The 17,560-nt window shown below is 61.0% G+C and carries 19 protein-coding genes; 4 read left to right on the forward strand and 15 right to left on the reverse strand.

Translation table 11 applies throughout. The features are described from left to right. Both Q1K29_RS00005 and Q1K29_RS00010 read left to right on the forward strand, forming a co-directional pair. Positions 1-869, forward strand: an 869-nt coding sequence (locus Q1K29_RS00005) for an SIR2 family protein (RefSeq protein WP_300389809.1), incomplete at its 5' end; no start/stop codon positions are given. Between the two features lie 568 nt (positions 870-1,437). After that, complete coding sequence (locus tag Q1K29_RS00010; protein ID WP_300389811.1) at positions 1,438-1,995, forward strand: YetF domain-containing protein; 558 nt, start codon at positions 1,438-1,440, stop codon at positions 1,993-1,995. Here Q1K29_RS00010 and Q1K29_RS00015 read toward each other — a convergent pair. From Q1K29_RS00015 to dapB, 14 genes are all read right to left on the reverse strand, one after another. Next, complete coding sequence (locus tag Q1K29_RS00015; RefSeq protein ID WP_300389813.1) at positions 1,990-2,238, reverse strand: hypothetical protein; 249 nt, start codon at positions 2,236-2,238, stop codon at positions 1,990-1,992. The genes Q1K29_RS00010 and Q1K29_RS00015 overlap by 6 nt on opposite strands. 40 nt (positions 2,239-2,278) lie before the next feature. After that, positions 2,279-3,781, reverse strand: a complete 1,503-nt coding sequence (locus Q1K29_RS00020; RefSeq protein ID WP_300389815.1) for a trehalose-6-phosphate synthase — start codon at positions 3,779-3,781, stop codon at positions 2,279-2,281. A gap of 129 nt (positions 3,782-3,910) precedes the next feature. Beyond that, on the reverse strand, positions 3,911-4,402 hold the full coding sequence (locus Q1K29_RS00025; RefSeq protein ID WP_300389817.1) for an N-acetyltransferase: 492 nt from the start codon (positions 4,400-4,402) through the stop codon (positions 3,911-3,913). A 48-nt stretch (positions 4,403-4,450) separates the two neighbouring features. Next, complete coding sequence (locus Q1K29_RS00030) at positions 4,451-5,434, reverse strand: alpha/beta hydrolase (protein ID WP_300389820.1); 984 nt, start codon at positions 5,432-5,434, stop codon at positions 4,451-4,453. Next, entirely contained in the window at positions 5,434-5,877 is a 444-nt protein-coding gene (locus Q1K29_RS00035) for a PaaI family thioesterase (RefSeq protein ID WP_300389823.1), read from the reverse strand. The genes Q1K29_RS00030 and Q1K29_RS00035 overlap by 1 nt, the downstream gene beginning before the upstream one ends. Before the next feature lie 43 nt (positions 5,878-5,920). Further along, on the reverse strand, positions 5,921-6,667 hold the full coding sequence (locus Q1K29_RS00040) for a CPBP family intramembrane glutamic endopeptidase (RefSeq protein WP_300389826.1): 747 nt from the start codon (positions 6,665-6,667) through the stop codon (positions 5,921-5,923). Positions 6,668-6,677: 10 nt separating this feature from the next. Beyond that, the gene (locus Q1K29_RS00045) at positions 6,678-8,033 is read right to left on the reverse strand and encodes an AarF/UbiB family protein (RefSeq protein WP_300389829.1); all 1,356 of its coding nucleotides are present in this window, start codon (positions 8,031-8,033) and stop codon (positions 6,678-6,680) included. 43 nt (positions 8,034-8,076) lie between these two features. Next, positions 8,077-8,550 (reverse strand): VOC family protein, encoded by a 474-nt coding sequence (locus Q1K29_RS00050; RefSeq protein ID WP_300389832.1) that lies wholly within the window; start codon positions 8,548-8,550, stop codon positions 8,077-8,079. Further along, positions 8,547-9,014: a hypothetical protein gene (locus tag Q1K29_RS00055; RefSeq protein ID WP_300389835.1), complete on the reverse strand. Its 468-nt coding sequence runs from the start codon at positions 9,012-9,014 to the stop codon at positions 8,547-8,549. The genes Q1K29_RS00050 and Q1K29_RS00055 overlap by 4 nt, the downstream gene beginning before the upstream one ends. Before the next feature lie 56 nt (positions 9,015-9,070). Beyond that, positions 9,071-9,955, reverse strand: a complete 885-nt coding sequence (locus Q1K29_RS00060) for a methylated-DNA--[protein]-cysteine S-methyltransferase (RefSeq protein WP_300389838.1) — start codon at positions 9,953-9,955, stop codon at positions 9,071-9,073. 55 nt (positions 9,956-10,010) lie between these two features. After that, complete coding sequence (locus tag Q1K29_RS00065; protein ID WP_300389841.1) at positions 10,011-11,462, reverse strand: sigma-54 dependent transcriptional regulator; 1,452 nt, start codon at positions 11,460-11,462, stop codon at positions 10,011-10,013. Positions 11,463-11,599: 137 nt separating this feature from the next. After that, complete coding sequence (locus Q1K29_RS00070; protein ID WP_300389844.1) at positions 11,600-12,679, reverse strand: hypothetical protein; 1,080 nt, start codon at positions 12,677-12,679, stop codon at positions 11,600-11,602. 145 nt (positions 12,680-12,824) lie between these two features. Then, on the reverse strand, positions 12,825-14,075 hold the full coding sequence (locus Q1K29_RS00075) for an acetyl-CoA C-acetyltransferase (RefSeq protein ID WP_300389847.1): 1,251 nt from the start codon (positions 14,073-14,075) through the stop codon (positions 12,825-12,827). Between the two features lie 97 nt (positions 14,076-14,172). After that, positions 14,173-14,982 carry a 4-hydroxy-tetrahydrodipicolinate reductase gene (gene dapB, locus Q1K29_RS00080; protein WP_300389849.1) on the reverse strand — a complete coding sequence of 270 codons (810 nt, stop codon included), beginning with the start codon at positions 14,980-14,982 and terminating at the stop codon, positions 14,173-14,175. Positions 14,983-15,130: 148 nt separating this feature from the next. Between dapB and Q1K29_RS00085 the strand changes: the two genes are divergently transcribed. Next, positions 15,131-15,724 (forward strand): hypothetical protein, encoded by a 594-nt coding sequence (locus Q1K29_RS00085; protein ID WP_300389853.1) that lies wholly within the window; start codon positions 15,131-15,133, stop codon positions 15,722-15,724. A gap of 6 nt (positions 15,725-15,730) precedes the next feature. On the opposite strand, the gene Q1K29_RS00090 is transcribed toward Q1K29_RS00085, so the two are convergent. After that, positions 15,731-16,606 carry a peptidylprolyl isomerase gene (locus tag Q1K29_RS00090; RefSeq protein ID WP_300391918.1) on the reverse strand — a complete coding sequence of 292 codons (876 nt, stop codon included), beginning with the start codon at positions 16,604-16,606 and terminating at the stop codon, positions 15,731-15,733. Between the two features lie 76 nt (positions 16,607-16,682). Here Q1K29_RS00090 and Q1K29_RS00095 point away from each other — a divergent pair, with 76 nt between their 5' ends. After that, positions 16,683-17,543, forward strand: a complete 861-nt coding sequence (locus tag Q1K29_RS00095) for a 50S ribosomal protein L11 methyltransferase (protein WP_300389856.1) — start codon at positions 16,683-16,685, stop codon at positions 17,541-17,543. The last annotated feature ends 17 nt before the right edge of the window (positions 17,544-17,560 follow it).

Below are 17,560 nucleotides of genomic sequence, written 5' to 3' on the forward strand. Positions count from 1 at the left end.
TCTTCGTGTCGAGGACTCTGCAAATTCATGGCCGGAAATCACGGGGCTGGGTCACAAGCGATGATTACGCAACCTTCCAACACAAGAAAAAATTTATAGCTGCCCGCCTTCTTTCTTTGTTCAATGAACACCCATTACTTATCTGCGGTTATAGCGCACAAGACCCGAATGTTGCATCCATTCTTGCTGATATTGACGAAGCCCTTGGCTTGCCCGGATCACTAATTGAAAATATTTACTTTGTTCAGTATAATCCAGACGCAGCAAATCAGAAGAATTTGCCAACAGAAACACTGATCCAGATCGAAGAGCACCGAAGTGTTCGTGTAAAGACGATCGTTACTTCCGACTTCGGTTGGGTGTTTAGAGCATTTCGATCGCCCGAGAATCTCAATGCTGTTCCCGCCAAAACGCTAAGAGCCATTTTGAGTCGATCTTACGATTTGGTCCGAAGTGACATTCCGAGGAAAACCCTTCAGGTCGATTTTGATCTATTAGAACGAAAATTGGAAAACGCAGACGAGTTTGCCGATCTCTTCGGGATAACCACGATTGACTCTGCTGCATTTGAAACAGCCACCTACAAATATTCGCTGACGGAAGTCGGCAAGAAGCTTGGCGGAAATGGTTGGCACGAAGCCCACAAATATATCCAGCAAATTGCTGAAGACACGGGGAGGGATATTAAGTCAACGGACAACAAGTATCATAAACAAACGCGAATAAACAAAACACTTTTTAGAAAGTACTCGGAAGCTGCAATTGAATTGTTATCGAAGGTAAAGACTGCTGGAGAATGTGATCCAGATTGGCTCGATTTGCCTGACGACGAGGAGGCGAAAGAACCAACGCTTTTTCCCGCTGAATAGCCAACGTCGTTATCTGATCGATTGAATTCCCTCCCCCTCCCCCTGAGCGCGCCCTCTCCGTCCCGCAAGGCTCGATGTGCGGATGATCTTCAGATGCCATCGGGTGATGCCGGTCTGGTCCTGGGCGGGGCTGTGGATTTATCTCCGCCCATCTTGAGGCGACCGCCGCGCCCTGCAAGGCGGAAGGCCGCAAGGGCTTCCTGTGGCAGCTCGAGAAGACCGGCGCCATCCGGGTCTCCCACATGGAGGCGAGCGCGGCCGACCACGCTGCGGGCGAGGAACTGTCGCGCGGCCCCATTTGCACACCTGGCCCTGACACCCGGCCGGCGCGCCTGCGCGCGAAACCGCCTGGCAGCCGGACTGTTTCCGGACTAAAACCGGACTGTTTTCGGTACGGGTCCGGAGGGCCTTCAGGCCCTGTCTGTCCCCGCCCTGTCCCCGGCCCGTGTCCCCCTGAAGCCGGCCTCAAACCGCCCCCTGCCGGGCCGGTCGGTCCGCCATGCGGGAACGCGGATCGGGGCGGGGCATTCAGTATGAAAGACCTTTCATCTCAGGAGCCCGCCCGCCCATGGACCCGATCTTTCTCGACCAGCCCAGCGATCTGCTCAGGGTCATCCTGACCGCGCCGGTCATCTATGTCAGCATCGTCGTGATGATCCGCCTGTCGGGCAAACGCTCCACCTCCCAGATGAACAATTTCGACTGGATCGTGACTGTGGCCATTGGTTCACTGGCGGCGTCGGGCATCGTGTCGAAAAGCGTGACGGCGCTGGAATCGGTGGGCGGCATCGCCGCGCTGCTGCTGCTGCAATGGCTGCTGACCAAGAGCATGCTTTACAGTCGGCTGGTCTCACGGCTGGTCAAGGCGCGGCCCGTCGTGCTGGTCGAGGATGGCGTGTTCCAGGAGGATGCGATGAAGCAGGAGCGGCTGACGAAGCGCGAAGTCATGGCGGCGCTGCGCGAAAACGGGCTGGTCGATCCCGATCAGGCGAAATGGGTGATCCTGGAAACCGACGCGACGCTGAGCGTGATCCCGAAACAGGCCGGTGAGGGCCCGGCCCGCGCGATGGAGGATGTCCACGGGATCAGCCAGATGCCCCAGGCCAGGCGGTCCACCGTGTCATGAGGCCGGCTTCGTCCGGATCAGCCAGCGATATATCCCGACAACATTCACGACCGTGAGCACCGCATTCTGAATAACCAGCGGTGGCTCCTCATCCAGAAGGCCGACCGCCACCCATGTGATGGAGGATACGGTAAAGATGACAAAGGCCCAGCCGGTTATCCGGCGGCCGAAATCCCCTGAAATCGTGATCGCTGCGATGATGCCGGACACCATCGCCACATAACCGAGAATCTCGGAACTCATGACGCCCCCTGACGATGCGTGTTGTTAAGAGAGGCCGAGACTACTCAGCCGTGCGAACAGTGTCGACGGCATCAAGGAGTTCGGCGGCGAAGTCATCCACGCTGGCGCTTTCGAGGTCAGAGAGGAAGCTACTGCTCCACCAGCTGGAATCGCGCTCGGCCAGCACTTTCCGGTTTTCCCGGTAGCGCTCCACCCGCTCATCGCGCGACATGACCAGCGCCTTCGAGATGGCGCGGGCCTGCTCTTCCGGATTGTGTGGATTGATGACGAGCGCACCGGTCAGTTGCTCGGCCGCACCTGCGAATTCCGAGAGGATCAGCACGCCTGGATCGTCCGGGTCCTGCGCGGCGACATACTCCTTGGCCACGAGGTTCATGCCGTCGCGTAGTGGCGTCACCAGGGCGAGGCTCGCGACCCGCATCATGGCTGCCACTTCTTCGCGCGGCACGGCGTTGGCAACGAAGCGGATCGGCGTCCAGTCGATGGTGGAGAACTCGCCGTTCACATGGCCGACGGCCGTTTCCAGCCGCTCGCGGAGATTGGCATAGGCTTCGACGCCACCCCGGCTGACCGGTGCGACCTGGATCAGCTGGCACTGGCCGACGAGTTCGGGATACCGGCGGAACAGGGTCTCGATCGCATCGACCCGCTCAGGAAGACCCTTGGAATAATCCATTCGGTCGACACCCAGCATGATCTTTCGCCCGGCTGCAGCGCGAACAAGCGCGTCAGCTTTCTCGGCAACCTCGGGCGCCAGCGCTTTCTGACGGAAGTCCTCCGCGTCGATACCAATGGGATAGGCTTTCGACCGCACGAGGCGGCCATCCACGCTGATCCGCCCGTCCGCCCGCCAGAAGCCATGCGCGTGTGCGCAGACATAGCGCTCGAAGTTGGAGCGGTCGCGCGCCGACTGGAAGCCGACAAGGTTACAGCAGGCCAGCCCCTCGATCAGCCGGTCCTTGTGCGGGATGGCGTGGAAGATCTCCGGAGAGGGAAACGGTATGTGGCTGAAGAACCCAATCCGGTTGGAAACGCCGCGCGCACGCAGTTCGGCGGCGAGCGGGATCAAGTGATAATCATGAATCCAGATCAGGTCGTCAGGTTCGATGAAGGGCGCGACGCGTTCGGCGAATTGTTCATTTACGCGCGCATAGGCTTCAAAGTCTGATTCCGTGTAGCGGCTGAGATCGAGCCGGTAGTGGAAGGCCGGCCACAACATGCGGTTGGCGAACCCCTCATAATAGCCAGCATAATCATCGGCAGAGATATCGGTAACCGCGAAAGTCGTCTGTCCGCGCTGTTCTGTGAGGACATCATCGGAGGCCTCAGGCGGGCTCTCTCCGCTCCAGCCGAACCAGAGGCTGTCGCGGTTCTTGAGGGCATCCTTCATCGCCACGGCGAGTCCGCCGGGCGGACCATCGCCGCGCGGCACACGGTTTGAAATCACGACGAGCCGCCGGCTGCCCCCACTGAAGATCGCCGCTTCGGGCCGCTCGGTCTGGCTCCGTGTTTCAGGTGTTGTCTGTGCGTCGCTGCCCATCATGGGTTGCTCTGTCCTGCATTGGCTCGCGTTACAAAGCGAACTTGCTTTTACGCCTGAGGGTTCCCACCCCCAGGCCGTTCAGACATTAAATTGCTGCATAGCGTTAAACAGGGTTATGGCGCCCGCCCCTCATGGCGCGGTGACCAGCCCTTCCAGGGCAGAGGCATCACCGGCAAGGTCGCTCACCATGATGCGCGACTGGTCCTGCGGCCCCGGAAAACTGAGGCGTCCGCGGGGGGGCACGACAAAACCGATCTCGGTAAAATAGACGGGCGCCCCGATCAGGATTGCGGCCGGCCAGCCTGCCTCGCGGCCAGCCTCCATCGCCGCTTGCGTGACCCTAAGACCCAACCGGTCGCCGCGATGCGACGGTGCGACGGCCACCGGGCCATAAAACAGGGCGCGGTCTCGGCGTTCTCCTACCACTAGCGGCCAGACACGGCAGACACCCACGACCTCGCCGTCAAGGATCGCAACGCGGTTTACGTCCGGCACGGATGCGGAATATTCGCGCAGCCGTTCGGCGGTCTTGGCGAAGTGGCCAGGGCCGAAGGTACGGTCAAAAAGGTCTTCGATCGCTGCGGCATGGATAGCCGGCGTCTCGGGGAGGATCTCGATCATGGGGCGGGTGTGTAGGGCGCGCGGCGCCTGCATGCAAACGCGATTTCACTAACGCTCCGGCCAGGCGGCCAGCAGTCCTCGCACCGCAGCAATAAAAGCAAGCGGCTGGTCGAGCATGACATGGTGGTACGCGTCGGGAATAGTGATCATCGGCACAGGCGGATCCTGCAGCGATTGCATGTAGGCGGAAACGTCGGGGCCGACGAGTTCGGACTTTTCTCCCCGCATGAAGACGATCGGGCACTTCGTATCGAGACGCGTCAGGTCGAGCTCATCCCATTCCGCGCGCAGTTTGGAAAAGAGGAAAGGGTCGAACTTCCAGCTGATCCCCTGCTCTCCGTTCTCGCCGGTCATCTCGCGAATGCTGTGGCGAGCGATATGATCGACAGCGAAGTGGTTCTCGCAAGGTTGCAGAGGCGCCAGACGGAAACGGGCGAGCGCGGCGGTCAGATCTTCATAGATGCGGTTCGGACGCTGACGCTTCGGCGGCCGCGGCCGGTCCTTGCCGGGCGGCTCAATGTGGCTGTCGACGATCACCGCACCGGAGAAATGGTCGCCATGCTGGAGGGCCGTCACGAGCGAGATGATCCCGCCAAAGCTGTGCGCAACAATGATTGGCTTCTGCTGGTGCGCAAACAGGCCGGCGGCTTCGCAGACAGCCACCTGCTCCTTTGCGAAAGCCGAAAATCCGTAGCTGTCGCGCCAGTCACTATCCCCCATGCCGGAGAAATCCGGCGCCACCACATTCCAGTCCTCAGCGAAGAACGGGGCGATGAAGTCCCACCAATGCGAATGCGCGCCATTGCCATGCGCGAGCAGCATGCCGGGCTTGGCCGGGTCACCCCACTGGCGCCAGTTGATGGAAGCGCCGTCTACCTCGACGCGGCCTGTGCGGGCCTGCTTGCCGATGGCCAGGTCAAACCACTCCGGTGCCGGAGGGCGCTTGCCCTTATAGGGCTTCAGAAGAAAGTCTGCCTCGGCCGGCTCAGCGCGGCTATCAACGCGATCCTTTTCCTTGTCTGCCGCACTCATCAGGCGGCTCCCTGACGGCGCTCGATCACCTTGAAGACGCCAGTGCCGGTCAGCAGCGTGCGCTCGCCTGCCCAGATGCGTCCCTCGACCGTGAATATGCCGTCGACATGACTCACCACCTTGCCGTTGCCCTCAACCCAATCACCGAGCTTGGCGCCAGAGAGAAAGTCGCACAACAGTCGTACGGTAACCCACCACGTGTCCTCGCCCTTCTCGACAGCCGAGCCCCAGGCCATGTCGGCAAAGGTCATCAACATGCCGCCATGGGCGTTCTGCATACCATTTGTGTGGTGCTCCTCGACACGGAAGCCGCGGGTCAGGCCGGTTTCGTCCCGCTTTTCGAACAGCGGACCAACCTGACGGCCGAAGCCGCGATGCCAGGGGAGGAGTTCGAAGCCTTCCGGCACATCAAAACTCTGGGATTGGGTGAAATCATCAGTCATGAGGCGAACGCATTTGCCGGAGGATGAGGTGAGCGGCAAGCCCTCACCCGGCGGGAGGCGGAGCGAGGCTGGCAATGAAAGTGATGAGACCGTTTGCAGACATGTGCGCGAGGATCGGGACAAGGATCGTCCCGCTTTTCAGGCGCAGCCAGGCAAAGCCCATGGCCGCGAGGAAGACCACGATCAGCGCAGGAATGGAGTATTGCAGGTGGACGAAGGTAAAGGCCGCACTTGAGACAACCATCGCCATCACTGGCGGGACCCCACGTACCAGCAGCGCGCCCATGGCGACCCCGCGATAGGTCACTTCCTCAACCAGCGGCGCTAGGACCAGCGCGTAAATAAGGTAAGACGCGCCCCAGTTCTGTGGCGAGAAGAGCGCAGTATTCACGTCGCCGGAATATTGCCAGCCTTCCTCACCGCCGAAGAGGCTGCTCATGATGAGGTTTGGCGCAAGCAGGATCACTGGGCCCAGCAGGATTGCGGCGATAATCCAGTTCTGCGAAGCGCGCATGTCGCCGGCGAAGGCACCTGCGCCGACGCGCTCTGCCCAGAGGGTCAACAGGCCGAAATAGACGAGCTGCACCATGGCGAGCAGCATCCAGACCTGACCAATCGCCTCGCGACTGGCGCCAGGATCCTGAATGATGTCGTAATAGCCAGGCCACAGGACAGTTATGATGGCCGATCCGACAACGGGAATGAGAAACGGCGCCAGGATCACCCAGAAGATGGCGCTGAACGGTTCGCGGTGGAGCGCCATGGGCGTATTGTAGGGGCCGGACTGCATGGTTTCCGGCTTACTCGTTCAATCCAGCCTTGGAAAGCGCATTGGTCTGGCGTTCTGCAACAGCGGCTTCAGAAAAGCCCTCAAGGCTTTCCTCGAAGAGCTGGTGGTAATTGAGTTCAGCACCCAAGCGCAGATAAGCCGCACCAAGGCCGACAGCTGCGCGGTCCATGAAAACGAACTCACGCGGGATGGTGACCGGGCCTTTTTCCTTGAGTTTCTTGCGCACCTCGAAGGCCTGCTTGCGGCCATACTCGCCCGGCGCGACGCCATCGGCCACAGTGCGCACGCGGTCTTCCAGAAGCGGGCCATAGATGAAGCGCGCCCAGATATTGAGGATCTCGACCAGTTCCTTGTTGAGGTTCCTGAAGCCCCATTTCTCATAGGCCGCATAGGCGGCGTCGAAATCATCGGCCCGCATGGCACGGTAGAGGTCGACAACGCCGCCGACAAAGTTCGGCGGAAAGATGCGGATGCAACCGAAATCGAGCAGGTTCAGGCCTTCGCCACCGTCGCGCACCTGATAATTGCCGAGATGCGGGTCGCCATGGATGACGGCATAGCGTGTCACCGGCAGCCACCACGTCCAGAAAAGCCGCATGGCGATGCCGTTGCGGGTCTCCTGCGGGGCGTCCTGCCAGGCCGTCAGTGGATCGCCGGTGACCCATTCCATGGTCAGCAGCCGGTCTGTGGAGAGTGCATCGACAGGTTCGGGCACGTGGACGAAATCCTTCGGCTCCAGCATTTCCCGGTAGAGATACATGGCCTTACGCTCGCGCTCATAGTCAAGCTCCTCACGCAGCCTGTCGGCGACTTCCTCGACGATCTCGTCGGGGTCGATCGAGCCGTCCATGCGCTTGAACAGGCCGAGCAGGCTTTTGAGCTGGCCGACATCGCTTTCCACCGCGCTCGACATGTCAGGATATTGCAGCTTGCAGGCCACCTCGCGGCCATCCGGCATCATGGCGCGGTGCACCTGACCGAGGGATGCGGCGTGGGCGGCTTCCTTGCCGAAGGTCTGGAACCTGTCCTGCCAGTCAGGGCCGAGTTCGGCCCGCATCCGGCGCTTGACGAAGGGCCAGCCCATGGCGGGCGCCTGCGCCTGAAGCTGGCCCAGCTCCTCGGCATATTCGGCCGGCAGGAAATCCGGAATGGTCGACAGGATCTGCGCGACCTTCATCAGCGGGCCCTTGGTCTTGCCTAGCGCCGAGGCAAGCGCCCTGGCTGTGCGTTCCTCGCTTTCATCGCCGCCAAAGAAGCGGTTCGCGGCAAAGGCAATACCCGCGCCGGAGAGGTTGCCGCCAACCTGCGCGGTCCGTCTCAGCCGGGCGGAAAAGCGATTGCGTTCGGGGTCTCGTTGGTCAGCCATGCCACCTAATTAAGCGCGCAGGACCGGGCGGCAACTGCGGTGATTACCACGTCCCAATATTTTCCGCGCTGGCCCAGGGCTCTTTCGGGGGCAGCGGGTCGCCTTTCTGGAGGAGCTCGACGGAGATGCCGTCGGGCGAGCGGACGAAACACATGCGCCCGTCGCGCGGGGGGCGGTTGATGGTCACACCAAGCCTCTGGAAACGCTCGGTCGCTTCGTAGATATCGTCCACCTTGTAGGCGAGGTGACCGAAATTGCGGCCACCTTCGAGCTCTTCCGGGTCCCAATTGTGGGTCAGTTCGATCATCGGCAGGCCGGGCGGCAGGCCTTGCTCTTCCTTGCGAGCGTCCGGATAGCGGGCGATGTCTTCAGGCGAGGCGAGAAAGACAAGGGTGAAGCGCCCCTGCTCATTATCGACCCGGCGCAGCTCCTGAAGGCCGAGCCCGTTGCAGAAGAAATTCAGCGCCGCATCAACGTCGCTAATGCGGATCATGGTGTGGAGATATTCGACGCTCATTCGGATTTTCCTTCCAGACGGCGGATTTCGGATTTCAGGGTCGGTGGCGGATTACGGTAATAGTACGAGGTGACAAGGTAGAGCACACCGACGATCACGCCCATGACGAAAAGAAACGTCATGAAGATGTTGAACATGTAGCCCCGCTCCAGCGGACCCGGCACCGATCCGCCCAGCCGCCACATCCAGTCCCAGAGCCAGTTGAAGCCGGAGACGAGAAGCGGCAGCGCGACAAGGCAGAACAGAGCCGCGCCCCAGCGGTATGTCGCCGCCAGCGGGGCCTCGGCGCGAATGAAGCTTTCGCGGAAATCGTCGCGCTCAATCTTGTCGGACAGCAGCCCCTTCTCGCGCATGGAATTGTAGACGGCGTTCGAGAAGTCCGGCAGTTCGCGCCACTTCATGAACAGCCAGAGCCCCCATATCCCCAGCGCTACGAACATCAGCGCATAGAAGCCAAGTATCATCGTGCGGGTCCTTCGGATGTGTCAGGCGCGGAGTGCACCCGACAGCCTGTCAGACCTCAGGCAGCATGCGCGCGCTCATATGTCAGCATGGCACGCTTGCGCGCCACACCCCAATGGTAATTATGTAACCTTCCGTCCGAAGCAAGGGCGCGATGGCAGGGGATGAGCCACGAGATATTGTTCGCGCCGATCGCCGTGCCGGCGGCCCGTGCGGCCTTTGGTTGGCCGGCTGCGGCAGCAACTTCGCCGTAAGTACGGGTCTCGCCAGCGGGGATGTCCAGCAAGGCCCGCCAGATCTGGCGGCGGAAAGGCGTGCCGTATAGCGCGACCGGAATCGGGTCGGTGCCCTGGAAGATGCGCTGCGACCAGCGCCGAGCTTCAGCATCGTCACGTCGCGGCTCAGCGTTCGGATAGCGGCTGGCAAGGTCGGCGAACACCGCGCCTTTCGCATAGCCTGGATGCTCAAACCCGGTTTTCGCGCTGACGCCGTCATCTGCGAAACCGAGACCGCAAAGCCCGCGTGAGGAAATCAGGAAGATGCCGGTGCCAAAAGGTGTCGGCGCTTCACCGATAACAAGGCTCGCGCCATCACCGCCGGATTTCGCTTCGCCGGGCGTGAGGCCTTCATGCGCAATGAAAAGATCGTGCAAGCGGGACGGGCCTGAGAGCCCGGCCTCAAACGAGGCGTCCAGCACACTCGCGCCCTGCCTCAGCAGGTCGCCGGCTTCTGCGTGCGCGAGCGCGGCCTGGAACTGTTTCGGGCTCACGCCTGCCCAGCGGGTAAACTCGCGCTGGAAATGATGCGGCGAAAGCCCCATCGCATGAGCGCATTGCGAAAGATCGGGCCAGTCTCGCCACGTCTCACCAAGATGCGACAGCGCATCGGCCATGCGCTCATAAGCAACCGAGCGTTCGGATAGGGATGAAAGCGTCGTCGTCATGGGGCAAATGTGGCCCTAACAGGCCGACGCTTCCACCCGTTTCTTGCGGCTTCCCTCAGCCCACTTTTTTCTCTTCCGGATCAAGCTCGTACTCGCGAAGCTTGCGGTAGAGGGTCGAGCGGCCGATGCCGAGGCGTCGGCTGACTTCGGACATGTGGCCCTGATAGAAGTCGATCGCATATTCGATGATTTCCCGCTCGATATCGGAAAGCGGGCGCATCTCACCATCTTCATCCATGATCGAGACCGGACTGTCGCCCCCCTCGCTATGCTCGGAAGCGTCATTAGCCGGCTGGGAAGATTGCGGCACAGGTGGCAGGTCCGCCATTTCCGGCATGATACCCGAGATTTGCGGGAAATCATGCGGCTGGAGTTCGCCACCTTCGCTGAGGATCATGGCGCGGAAAACCGCGTTTTCGAGCTGGCGGACATTGCCCGGCCAGTCATAGGCGCAGAGCATCTGCAGCGTTTCCTCGCTTGCGCCCGGGATATCGAGACCTTCCGAAGCGTTGAAGCGGGAGACGAAGTGATCGACGAGCGCCGGGACATCGTCCTTGCGTTCGCGCAGGGACGGCATGTCGACCGGGAAAACATTGAGACGGTAGTAGAGATCCTCGCGGAAGACCCCGGCCTTTACCTGCTCGGCGAGGTCCTTGTTGGTCGCGGAGATGATGCGGACATCGACTTTGGTCGGCCGGCGCGAGCCGACAGCATCGACCTCACTTTCCTGAAGGACGCGAAGCAATTTCACCTGCATGTCGAGGGGAAGTTCGCCCACCTCATCCAGGAACAGCGTACCACCATCGGCCTCGACAAACTTGCCGAGCGATTTGGAGACCGCGCCCGTAAACGCGCCCTTCTCGTGGCCGAACAGGATGCTCTCGACCAGGTTTTCCGGAATGGCCCCGCAGTTGACAGTGACGAACGGCTTGCCGGCGCGATCAGAGGCGCCCTGGATACAACGGGCGACGACTTCCTTGCCGACGCCGCTTTCGCCGAGAATGAGGACCGGGATGTCAGAACTTGCGGCGCGCTGGCCGAGCCGGATGACCTGGCGCATGGTTGGGGCTGAACCGATCATGTCGTCGAAGCTCATGCCGCCTTCCGTCTTGCGGGTCAGGCGCTTCACCTCGCCGGTCAGCGAAGACATCTTGAGGGCATTACGGATGGAAACGACGACGCGTTCGGGATTGGCCGGCTTGACGATGAAGTCGACGGCACCGGCGCGCATGGTGGTGACGATGGTGTCGATGCCGGACGTTGCCGTCAGCATGATGACCGGGACATCCGGGATGCGTTCGGAGAGACGCTCCAGCGTTTCCATCCCGGACATTCCGGGCATTGTCAGGTCCAGCAGGATGACATCGGCGCCAGCCTCGGTCGCGGTCGTGAAACCGCTTTCGCCATCAGGCGCCGTTCGACAGGCAAAGCCCGCCTTTTCGACCGCCGCCTGGATCAGCCTGCGTTGTGTCGGATCGTCATCAATTACCAGAACCGTCTTGGCCATCATCATCACCCGTTTGCCACCCCGTTTGGGTCATTTCGTTACGACCCGATATGGCACACAGGTGTGGAGTTATGGTTCAGCCGGACGTTTGAATTTTCATGGAATTTCCCGTACCCATTCGGGCACATCCGTAATGATTACCGGGTTGCGTTGAGCTCCCGGCCGCTCATCGGATCAAAAAAGCGGTCATTGGTGACAACAAAACTTCCATCATCCATCTGGAAAGCACGGTCATAGCCAAGCGGCAATTCGACCTGCCCGGTCGGGGTGTCGGCATTGTAGGTTTCCACGCCGCGGATCCACTCGCTGGTTTCGCGCTGGCTCGTATCGGTCATGCCGTTACGTTTGCGCCAGCTTTCCATCGACATGTCTGAAATCTCGTCATACGTATCAGAGACGATCGAGCTTGTGTCAGGCTGGCGTGGCCTGTTCGGCGGACGAATGCTTTCCAGGTACGCGTTGATCCTCTTCTGCCATTGTGGATCAGTCTGGTAGTTCTTCATGAAAAGCAGAAAGGCGGGCACGTGCTCGGCAAACGTGTCTTTCGGAGCCGCCATGAGAATCTGGCTCGCCGCGACGCCGTAGCCCATTTCCAATGGCTGGCCCATGCCGAAACTATGACCGCTCAGCGTGTAGTTATGCATCGTGAAAAGGATCATCGACGCTGTATAGGCCTTACCCTCATGCTCGTAATCGAACGTAACACTCGCCGCGTCCCACCAGTTCTTTGAATATGGATCTCCCTGAAATTCGTAGCTGAAAGGCGGCTGGGACAGCAGCCTGGAAGTTGCGGGATCGCGCTCTACGCTGATGATCTGCGGATTGTCGAGCTGCGTCACGAACCCGCGCACATAGTCCTCGGCTGAATTGAAGGCGCCTGGGATACACCCCTGTCCGTTGGGCATGCCCTGATTGTTGTATCGCCAGCTTGCAGTCGGCAGCATGCGGATCATCGCCTCGCCATCGGGCGAAGTGGCCGTCCAGTCCATGGTGTAGCCCATATTGCAGTCCATACCCGTTCGCCAGATAACCCCGCCCTTGGTGGTCCAGTCGCCCGGAATAACGCTGGTTGCAGACGTCATGGGCTTTTCGAATCCGGTCGGATCCATGATCCTGGTCAGCTGCAGACGCATATTCTCTGGCGACTGCGCGCGGGCGGTGAAGGCCAGGCCGAAAAGGCCCACAAGCATGAATATGAGTGAGGTGGAACGGGCCATGAGCGATCTCCTTCAGGAAAAACTGTTCATCTGAAGTAAGAGGCGTGGCGCGCCAGGAATTCGGGTCAGGAATACCTTTCGGGCAAAGAGAAAGCCCGGCGGCCTGATCAGGTCGCCGGGCTCGGATTTCCCTAAGTGTGACTTATCAGGCGTCCATACGCTCAATGATAATGGCCGGGGCCATGCCACCCGCAGCACACATCGTGATCAGGCCATACTTGCCACCCGAGCGCTCAAGCTCGTCCAGGGCCGTACCGATCAGGATCGAACCTGTCGCGCCGATCGGATGGCCAAGCGCCATGGCGCCGCCATTGATGTTCACTTTCTCACGGTCGAGCTTCAGGTCGCGAATGAACTTTTCCGCCACGACCGAGAACGCCTCGTTGATCTCGTAAACGTCGATGTCGTCAGTCGTCATGCCGGCCTTTTCGAGGACCTTCTTCGCCGCCGGAACTGGCGCATTCAGCATCAGCGTGGGATCGTCGCCCATGTTCGCCGTCGCGACGATACGGGCACGCGGCTTCAGACCATGCTTGTCGGCATATTCCTTCGAGGTCACGAGGATCGCGGCCGCACCGTCGACAACGCCTGACGAGTTACCAGCGTGGTGAACGTGCTGAACACTGCCTTTCAGCTGCGGGTATTTCTGCTCGATCATGTTGCCATAGGTCATGCCCTTTTCATCGACCGGCACGTCCCAGAACATGTTGAAGACGGTCTTCAGGCCCGACAGACTTTCCATCGTCGTGCCCGGACGCGGAAACTCATCCTTGTCGAGGGCGAGCGAGCCGTCACGGTTGTGGACCGGAATGACTGATTTGTCGAAACGGCCCTCGTCCATGGCCCGCTTGGCGCGTACCTGCGATGTTACGGCAAGCTGGTCGACCGCTTCACGGTCAATGCCTTCTAGCGTCGCAATGGCGTCGGCGCAGCAGCCCTGCTGGGACTGGGGATGCATTTCGCGAAGGTGCAGGTTGCCCGCATCCATCATGGGTGGGTTCTTGGGGTCGGCTGTCGACGAGGTGTAGCTCATCATTTCGCAGCCACCGGCGACGACGCAGTCTTCCATGCCGGACATGATTTGCGCTGCCGCGAGCGAAACCGAAGTAATGCCAGAGCCGCAGAAACGGTCGAGCGTCACACCCGACGCTTTCACGTCATAGCCGGCATCAAGCGCGGCCATACGGCCCATGTCGGCGCCCTGTGCGCCGCGCTGGGAACTCGTGCCCCAGATGATGTCGTCGACAGTTGCCGTGTCGAGATTGTTGCGGTCGCGGATCGCGCCGAGCACCGTTGCCCCCAGATGCTGCGGATGCAGGTGGGCGAGCGAGCCCTTGCCGACCTTGCCGATGCCACGCGGCGTACGAACCGCGTCGATGATATAAGCCTCTGCCATGATGTCCTCCCGAAGATACTCAGATGTTTGGCTGATAATGGAGACCTAGCCCCCTTCCCTTCGGGAATTGCAATCTCTGCCGTTGCGTCAAAGCCTGTTACAGGCCGAGCACATCATCCATGTCGTAGAGGCCAGGCGCCTGCCGGACCGCCCAGCGTGCGGCCGCCAGCGCCCCGTTGGCGAACACGGCACGGTCGAGCGCCGTATGGGCGAGCGAAAGGATTTCCATGTCGGAGCCGAAGGTCACTTCATGCTCGCCTATGACACCGCCGGAGCGGCGCACCGCAAAGCCAATCCTGCCCGTTTCCCGCTTCGCATCCGGACCGTCATAAGGCGCGCTGCGCAACGCTTTCAGGTCAGAGCCCCGCCCCTGAGCCGCCGCATCGCCCAACATCAGCGCGGTCCCGGAGGGCGCGTCCACCTTTCGGCGGTGATGGGTTTCCAGCACCTCGATATCCCAGTCTTCGCCGAGGCTTTCGGCGGCGCGCCTGGTGAGCGCGCAGAGCAGGTTCACGCCGAGCGAAAAATTGCCCGCCTTCACAATGGCGATCTCGTCGGCGACTTCAGCAATGTCAGCTTCATCTGCGCCGTCGAAGCCTGTCGTTCCGATGATCGCCGCCTTCACGCCCTGGGCCTTCAGGCCATGCAGTGCGGCCAGCGTGGCCTTCGGAGCAGTGAAGTCGATCCAGACGTCGGCGCCTTTCGCGGCCTCGGCCGGGTCTTCGACCGGAACGACCCCAATATCGGACCGGTCCAGTATGGCCCCGATGTCCTGGCCGAGCTTCGGTGATCCCGATGCCTCTGTTGCACCGGTGATCGTATGTCCGGCGTCCAGGGCTGCTTGAGCGATCTGCTGGCCCATCCGGCCGGCAACCCCGGCAATCGCGATTTTCAGATTAGTCTTCATGGACTGTCTCATAGCCGCTTTTCCTGACCGTCGCATAGGCCCTGGCCGTGCGAATTTTTCCGGCTCGTGATTGGAACATCTGCCCGTCCAGCGGCTTTCGTGTTAACGATTGGTTAGCCCTGTAGAGTAGCACAAGGAGGGATACCCCATGCGGAAAGCCATCATGTTGAGCGCAGGCCTGATCGTGATGTCAGCGCTGCCGGCATTCGCGGATGGCTACAAGGATGCGCCCCCGCCGAACCGGGGTCCGTCAGCCCTCGCTCCCCATGCGCAGGAGGCCCGCACTGCTCATGAAAATGTCCGGGTGGTCTATGTCGAGCGCGATACAGCCCCCGTCCGTTACACGAGTTCTGCTTGCGGCTGCTGCTGCGCGCCGGTGAGCTATACCCGCACTTACACGACAGAACCGGTGGTCGTGCGTCATTATAGACGCAGCTACACGCGGATGGCCGCACCCGATTGCAACCCAGCCGCAACCCATCACGGCGATGTCCATCACAGTCATTATCGCAAGCATCACGAAGAGCGCTATTATCGCGAGGGCCGTTACAATGAAGGCCGGCGCGAGCATGATGAGTGGCGCCGCGAAACCCGTTATGACGGGTATGATGGGCCCTATTCCGACGGCCCAGTCTATCGAGAGAACACGGTCATCTGGTCAAGCGACGGCCGCTATCGCGATCGCACGGACTATACTGCTCGCCGTGACGAGTACTCCTACTATCAGGCACGCCACGACTAAGCCTGGCTATTCTCCACCGGCCTTTCGCACAGGAGCGGTGAAGCTGCATATGTCGAGCACTTTTGGCGGCTTGCGATAGAAGAAATCCTCATTGCGCACACGCTTCGACGTCTTGACGTCCTCGAAGGCCTCGCTGCCGGTCTCCATTTTTTCCCAGACCGGCTGCTCGTCTTCAGGCAGCTCGGCAGCTATGCGGAAGCGAGTGATCAGGTCTCCCTGCTCGGGCGCCTGGATGACACCGCTCTCGATTTCCCGCTTGCCACGTTTCAGTGCCTGAACGTGCTCCATGCCGTCTATCACGCGTCCGAAGACGGTGAGGTTCCGGTCCAGATAGCGCTGCGCATCGAGAACAATGTAGAATTCCGTCGAACCAGAATCCGGGTCCACATCGCGCGCCATCGCCATGGCCCCGGGACAATGTAGCAGCCACTCCTGATCAAGGGCCTCGTCCCGGCCGACCGCGAAGCCGTCTATGTGGCCCACCTCGGACGCGAAGAGATCCTCATTGCCGAGCGACACAAAGCCCTCGCCGCCATAGGGCCTGTCATTCTCGTTCTCCAATGTCGGCCAATCGGCAATCGCTTCTTCGTCCTGCAGCCCTCCTTGCGCGACGAATCCCTCAATCACGCGGTAGAAGCGCTCTCCATCCAGAGCACCCTTGGCTGAAAGCGCCCGCATGCGCGCCACGTGCTGAGGCGCGAACTCAGGATTGAGCTCAACCGTTACGGGCCCCTTTTCAGTTTCGATGAGCAGGAGATTGTCGACTGGTATCGACTGCCAGTCTGCGGCCTCCGCGTTCTGCGCGCTCATGACAGGTGCCGTCATGCAGGACGCGATCACCAGCGCAACCATTCCGCTTGCCCAACCCATTCGGAGTCCCATCACGCCATCCCTTCCTGACTGTTCGATGCTTGAGACCCTATCCGGCTTTTGGCGGCTCTGCTATGGGCCTTCCCCCATGTACCAGATCTCTGCCAAAGGCCCGCGCGAGGCCATCGAACCTGCCTGGGACGCACTTGCCTGGGCCGATCCGTCCCCGGCCGGGGCCGTCGATGCGAAGGAGGACGGTCGCCATGCCTGGCGCCTCGATGCCTATGCTGAAACCCAGGAAGATGCCGATGCCTGCAAGGCGATGATCCTGGAGACCTCGCCGACACTCAATCCAGTCGTCGAGGCGCTGGAGGACCGCGACTGGGTGACCCTGTCGCTCGAAGGCCTGCCGCCCGTAGAAGCCGGCCGCTTTATCGTCGCGGGTAGCCATGCATTGGCCAAGTCAGCGCCGGGCAAGACCCCGATCCTGATCGAGGCCGGCCCTGCTTTCGGGACCGGACACCACGGCACGACGCTCGGATGTCTGATGGGCTTCGAGGAAGTGCTTAAGCGGACCCGCCCCCAAAAAGTGCTCGATGTCGGGACCGGCTCCGGCGTGCTTGCGATTGCCGCCATCAAGGCGGGCGCGATCAGGGCGTGGGGCACGGAGATCGATAAAGACAGCGTGCGCGTCGCAAATGAAAACGCGGCCAAGAACCATGTGGCCAATGCCTTCCAGACCTTCGAAACCGGCGGCGGCATGAACACCACCATCCGCCGTGACGGACCGTATGATCTCGTCTTTGCGAACATCCTGTTCCGTCCACTGGTGGGACTTGCGCCGGATATCGCTCCGCTGACGGCGCCCGGCGGTCATGTCATCCTGTCCGGCCTGCTCGAAGCGCAGGAGCCGCTGGTGCGCAAGGCCTATGGCTCGCGCGGCCTGTCGCTCGTCCACCGCGTCCGCAAGGATGGATGGGTGAGCCTTGTGTTCCGCAAATCTTCCTGAAGCCTGCGCCTTCCGCT

This window comes from Henriciella sp. (assembly GCF_029937755.1).
Classification (GTDB): domain Bacteria; phylum Pseudomonadota; class Alphaproteobacteria; order Caulobacterales; family Hyphomonadaceae; genus Henriciella.

What these genes read in the sequence shown, in the direction of transcription:
- Q1K29_RS00010 (WP_300389811.1), top strand. Translation starts at nt 1,438, where the DNA reads ATGGACCCGATCTTTCTCGACCAGCCCAGCGATCTGCTCAGGGTCATC.
- Q1K29_RS00015 (WP_300389813.1), bottom strand. Translation starts at nt 2,238, where the DNA reads ATGAGTTCCGAGATTCTCGGTTATGTGGCGATGGTGTCCGGCATCATC.
- Q1K29_RS00020 (WP_300389815.1), bottom strand. Translation starts at nt 3,781, where the DNA reads ATGATGGGCAGCGACGCACAGACAACACCTGAAACACGGAGCCAGACC.
- Q1K29_RS00025 (WP_300389817.1), bottom strand. Translation starts at nt 4,402, where the DNA reads ATGATCGAGATCCTCCCCGAGACGCCGGCTATCCATGCCGCAGCGATC.
- Q1K29_RS00030 (WP_300389820.1), bottom strand. Translation starts at nt 5,434, where the DNA reads ATGAGTGCGGCAGACAAGGAAAAGGATCGCGTTGATAGCCGCGCTGAG.
- Q1K29_RS00035 (WP_300389823.1), bottom strand. Translation starts at nt 5,877, where the DNA reads ATGACTGATGATTTCACCCAATCCCAGAGTTTTGATGTGCCGGAAGGC.
- Q1K29_RS00040 (WP_300389826.1), bottom strand. Translation starts at nt 6,667, where the DNA reads ATGCAGTCCGGCCCCTACAATACGCCCATGGCGCTCCACCGCGAACCG.
- Q1K29_RS00045 (WP_300389829.1), bottom strand. Translation starts at nt 8,033, where the DNA reads ATGGCTGACCAACGAGACCCCGAACGCAATCGCTTTTCCGCCCGGCTG.
- Q1K29_RS00050 (WP_300389832.1), bottom strand. Translation starts at nt 8,550, where the DNA reads ATGAGCGTCGAATATCTCCACACCATGATCCGCATTAGCGACGTTGAT.
- Q1K29_RS00055 (WP_300389835.1), bottom strand. Translation starts at nt 9,014, where the DNA reads ATGATACTTGGCTTCTATGCGCTGATGTTCGTAGCGCTGGGGATATGG.
- Q1K29_RS00060 (WP_300389838.1), bottom strand. Translation starts at nt 9,955, where the DNA reads ATGACGACGACGCTTTCATCCCTATCCGAACGCTCGGTTGCTTATGAG.
- Q1K29_RS00065 (WP_300389841.1), bottom strand. Translation starts at nt 11,462, where the DNA reads ATGGCCAAGACGGTTCTGGTAATTGATGACGATCCGACACAACGCAGG.
- Q1K29_RS00070 (WP_300389844.1), bottom strand. Translation starts at nt 12,679, where the DNA reads ATGGCCCGTTCCACCTCACTCATATTCATGCTTGTGGGCCTTTTCGGC.
- Q1K29_RS00075 (WP_300389847.1), bottom strand. Translation starts at nt 14,075, where the DNA reads ATGGCAGAGGCTTATATCATCGACGCGGTTCGTACGCCGCGTGGCATC.
- dapB (WP_300389849.1), bottom strand. Translation starts at nt 14,982, where the DNA reads ATGAAGACTAATCTGAAAATCGCGATTGCCGGGGTTGCCGGCCGGATG.
- Q1K29_RS00085 (WP_300389853.1), top strand. Translation starts at nt 15,131, where the DNA reads ATGCGGAAAGCCATCATGTTGAGCGCAGGCCTGATCGTGATGTCAGCG.
- Q1K29_RS00090 (WP_300391918.1), bottom strand. Translation starts at nt 16,606, where the DNA reads ATGGGACTCCGAATGGGTTGGGCAAGCGGAATGGTTGCGCTGGTGATC.
- Q1K29_RS00095 (WP_300389856.1), top strand. Translation starts at nt 16,683, where the DNA reads ATGTACCAGATCTCTGCCAAAGGCCCGCGCGAGGCCATCGAACCTGCC.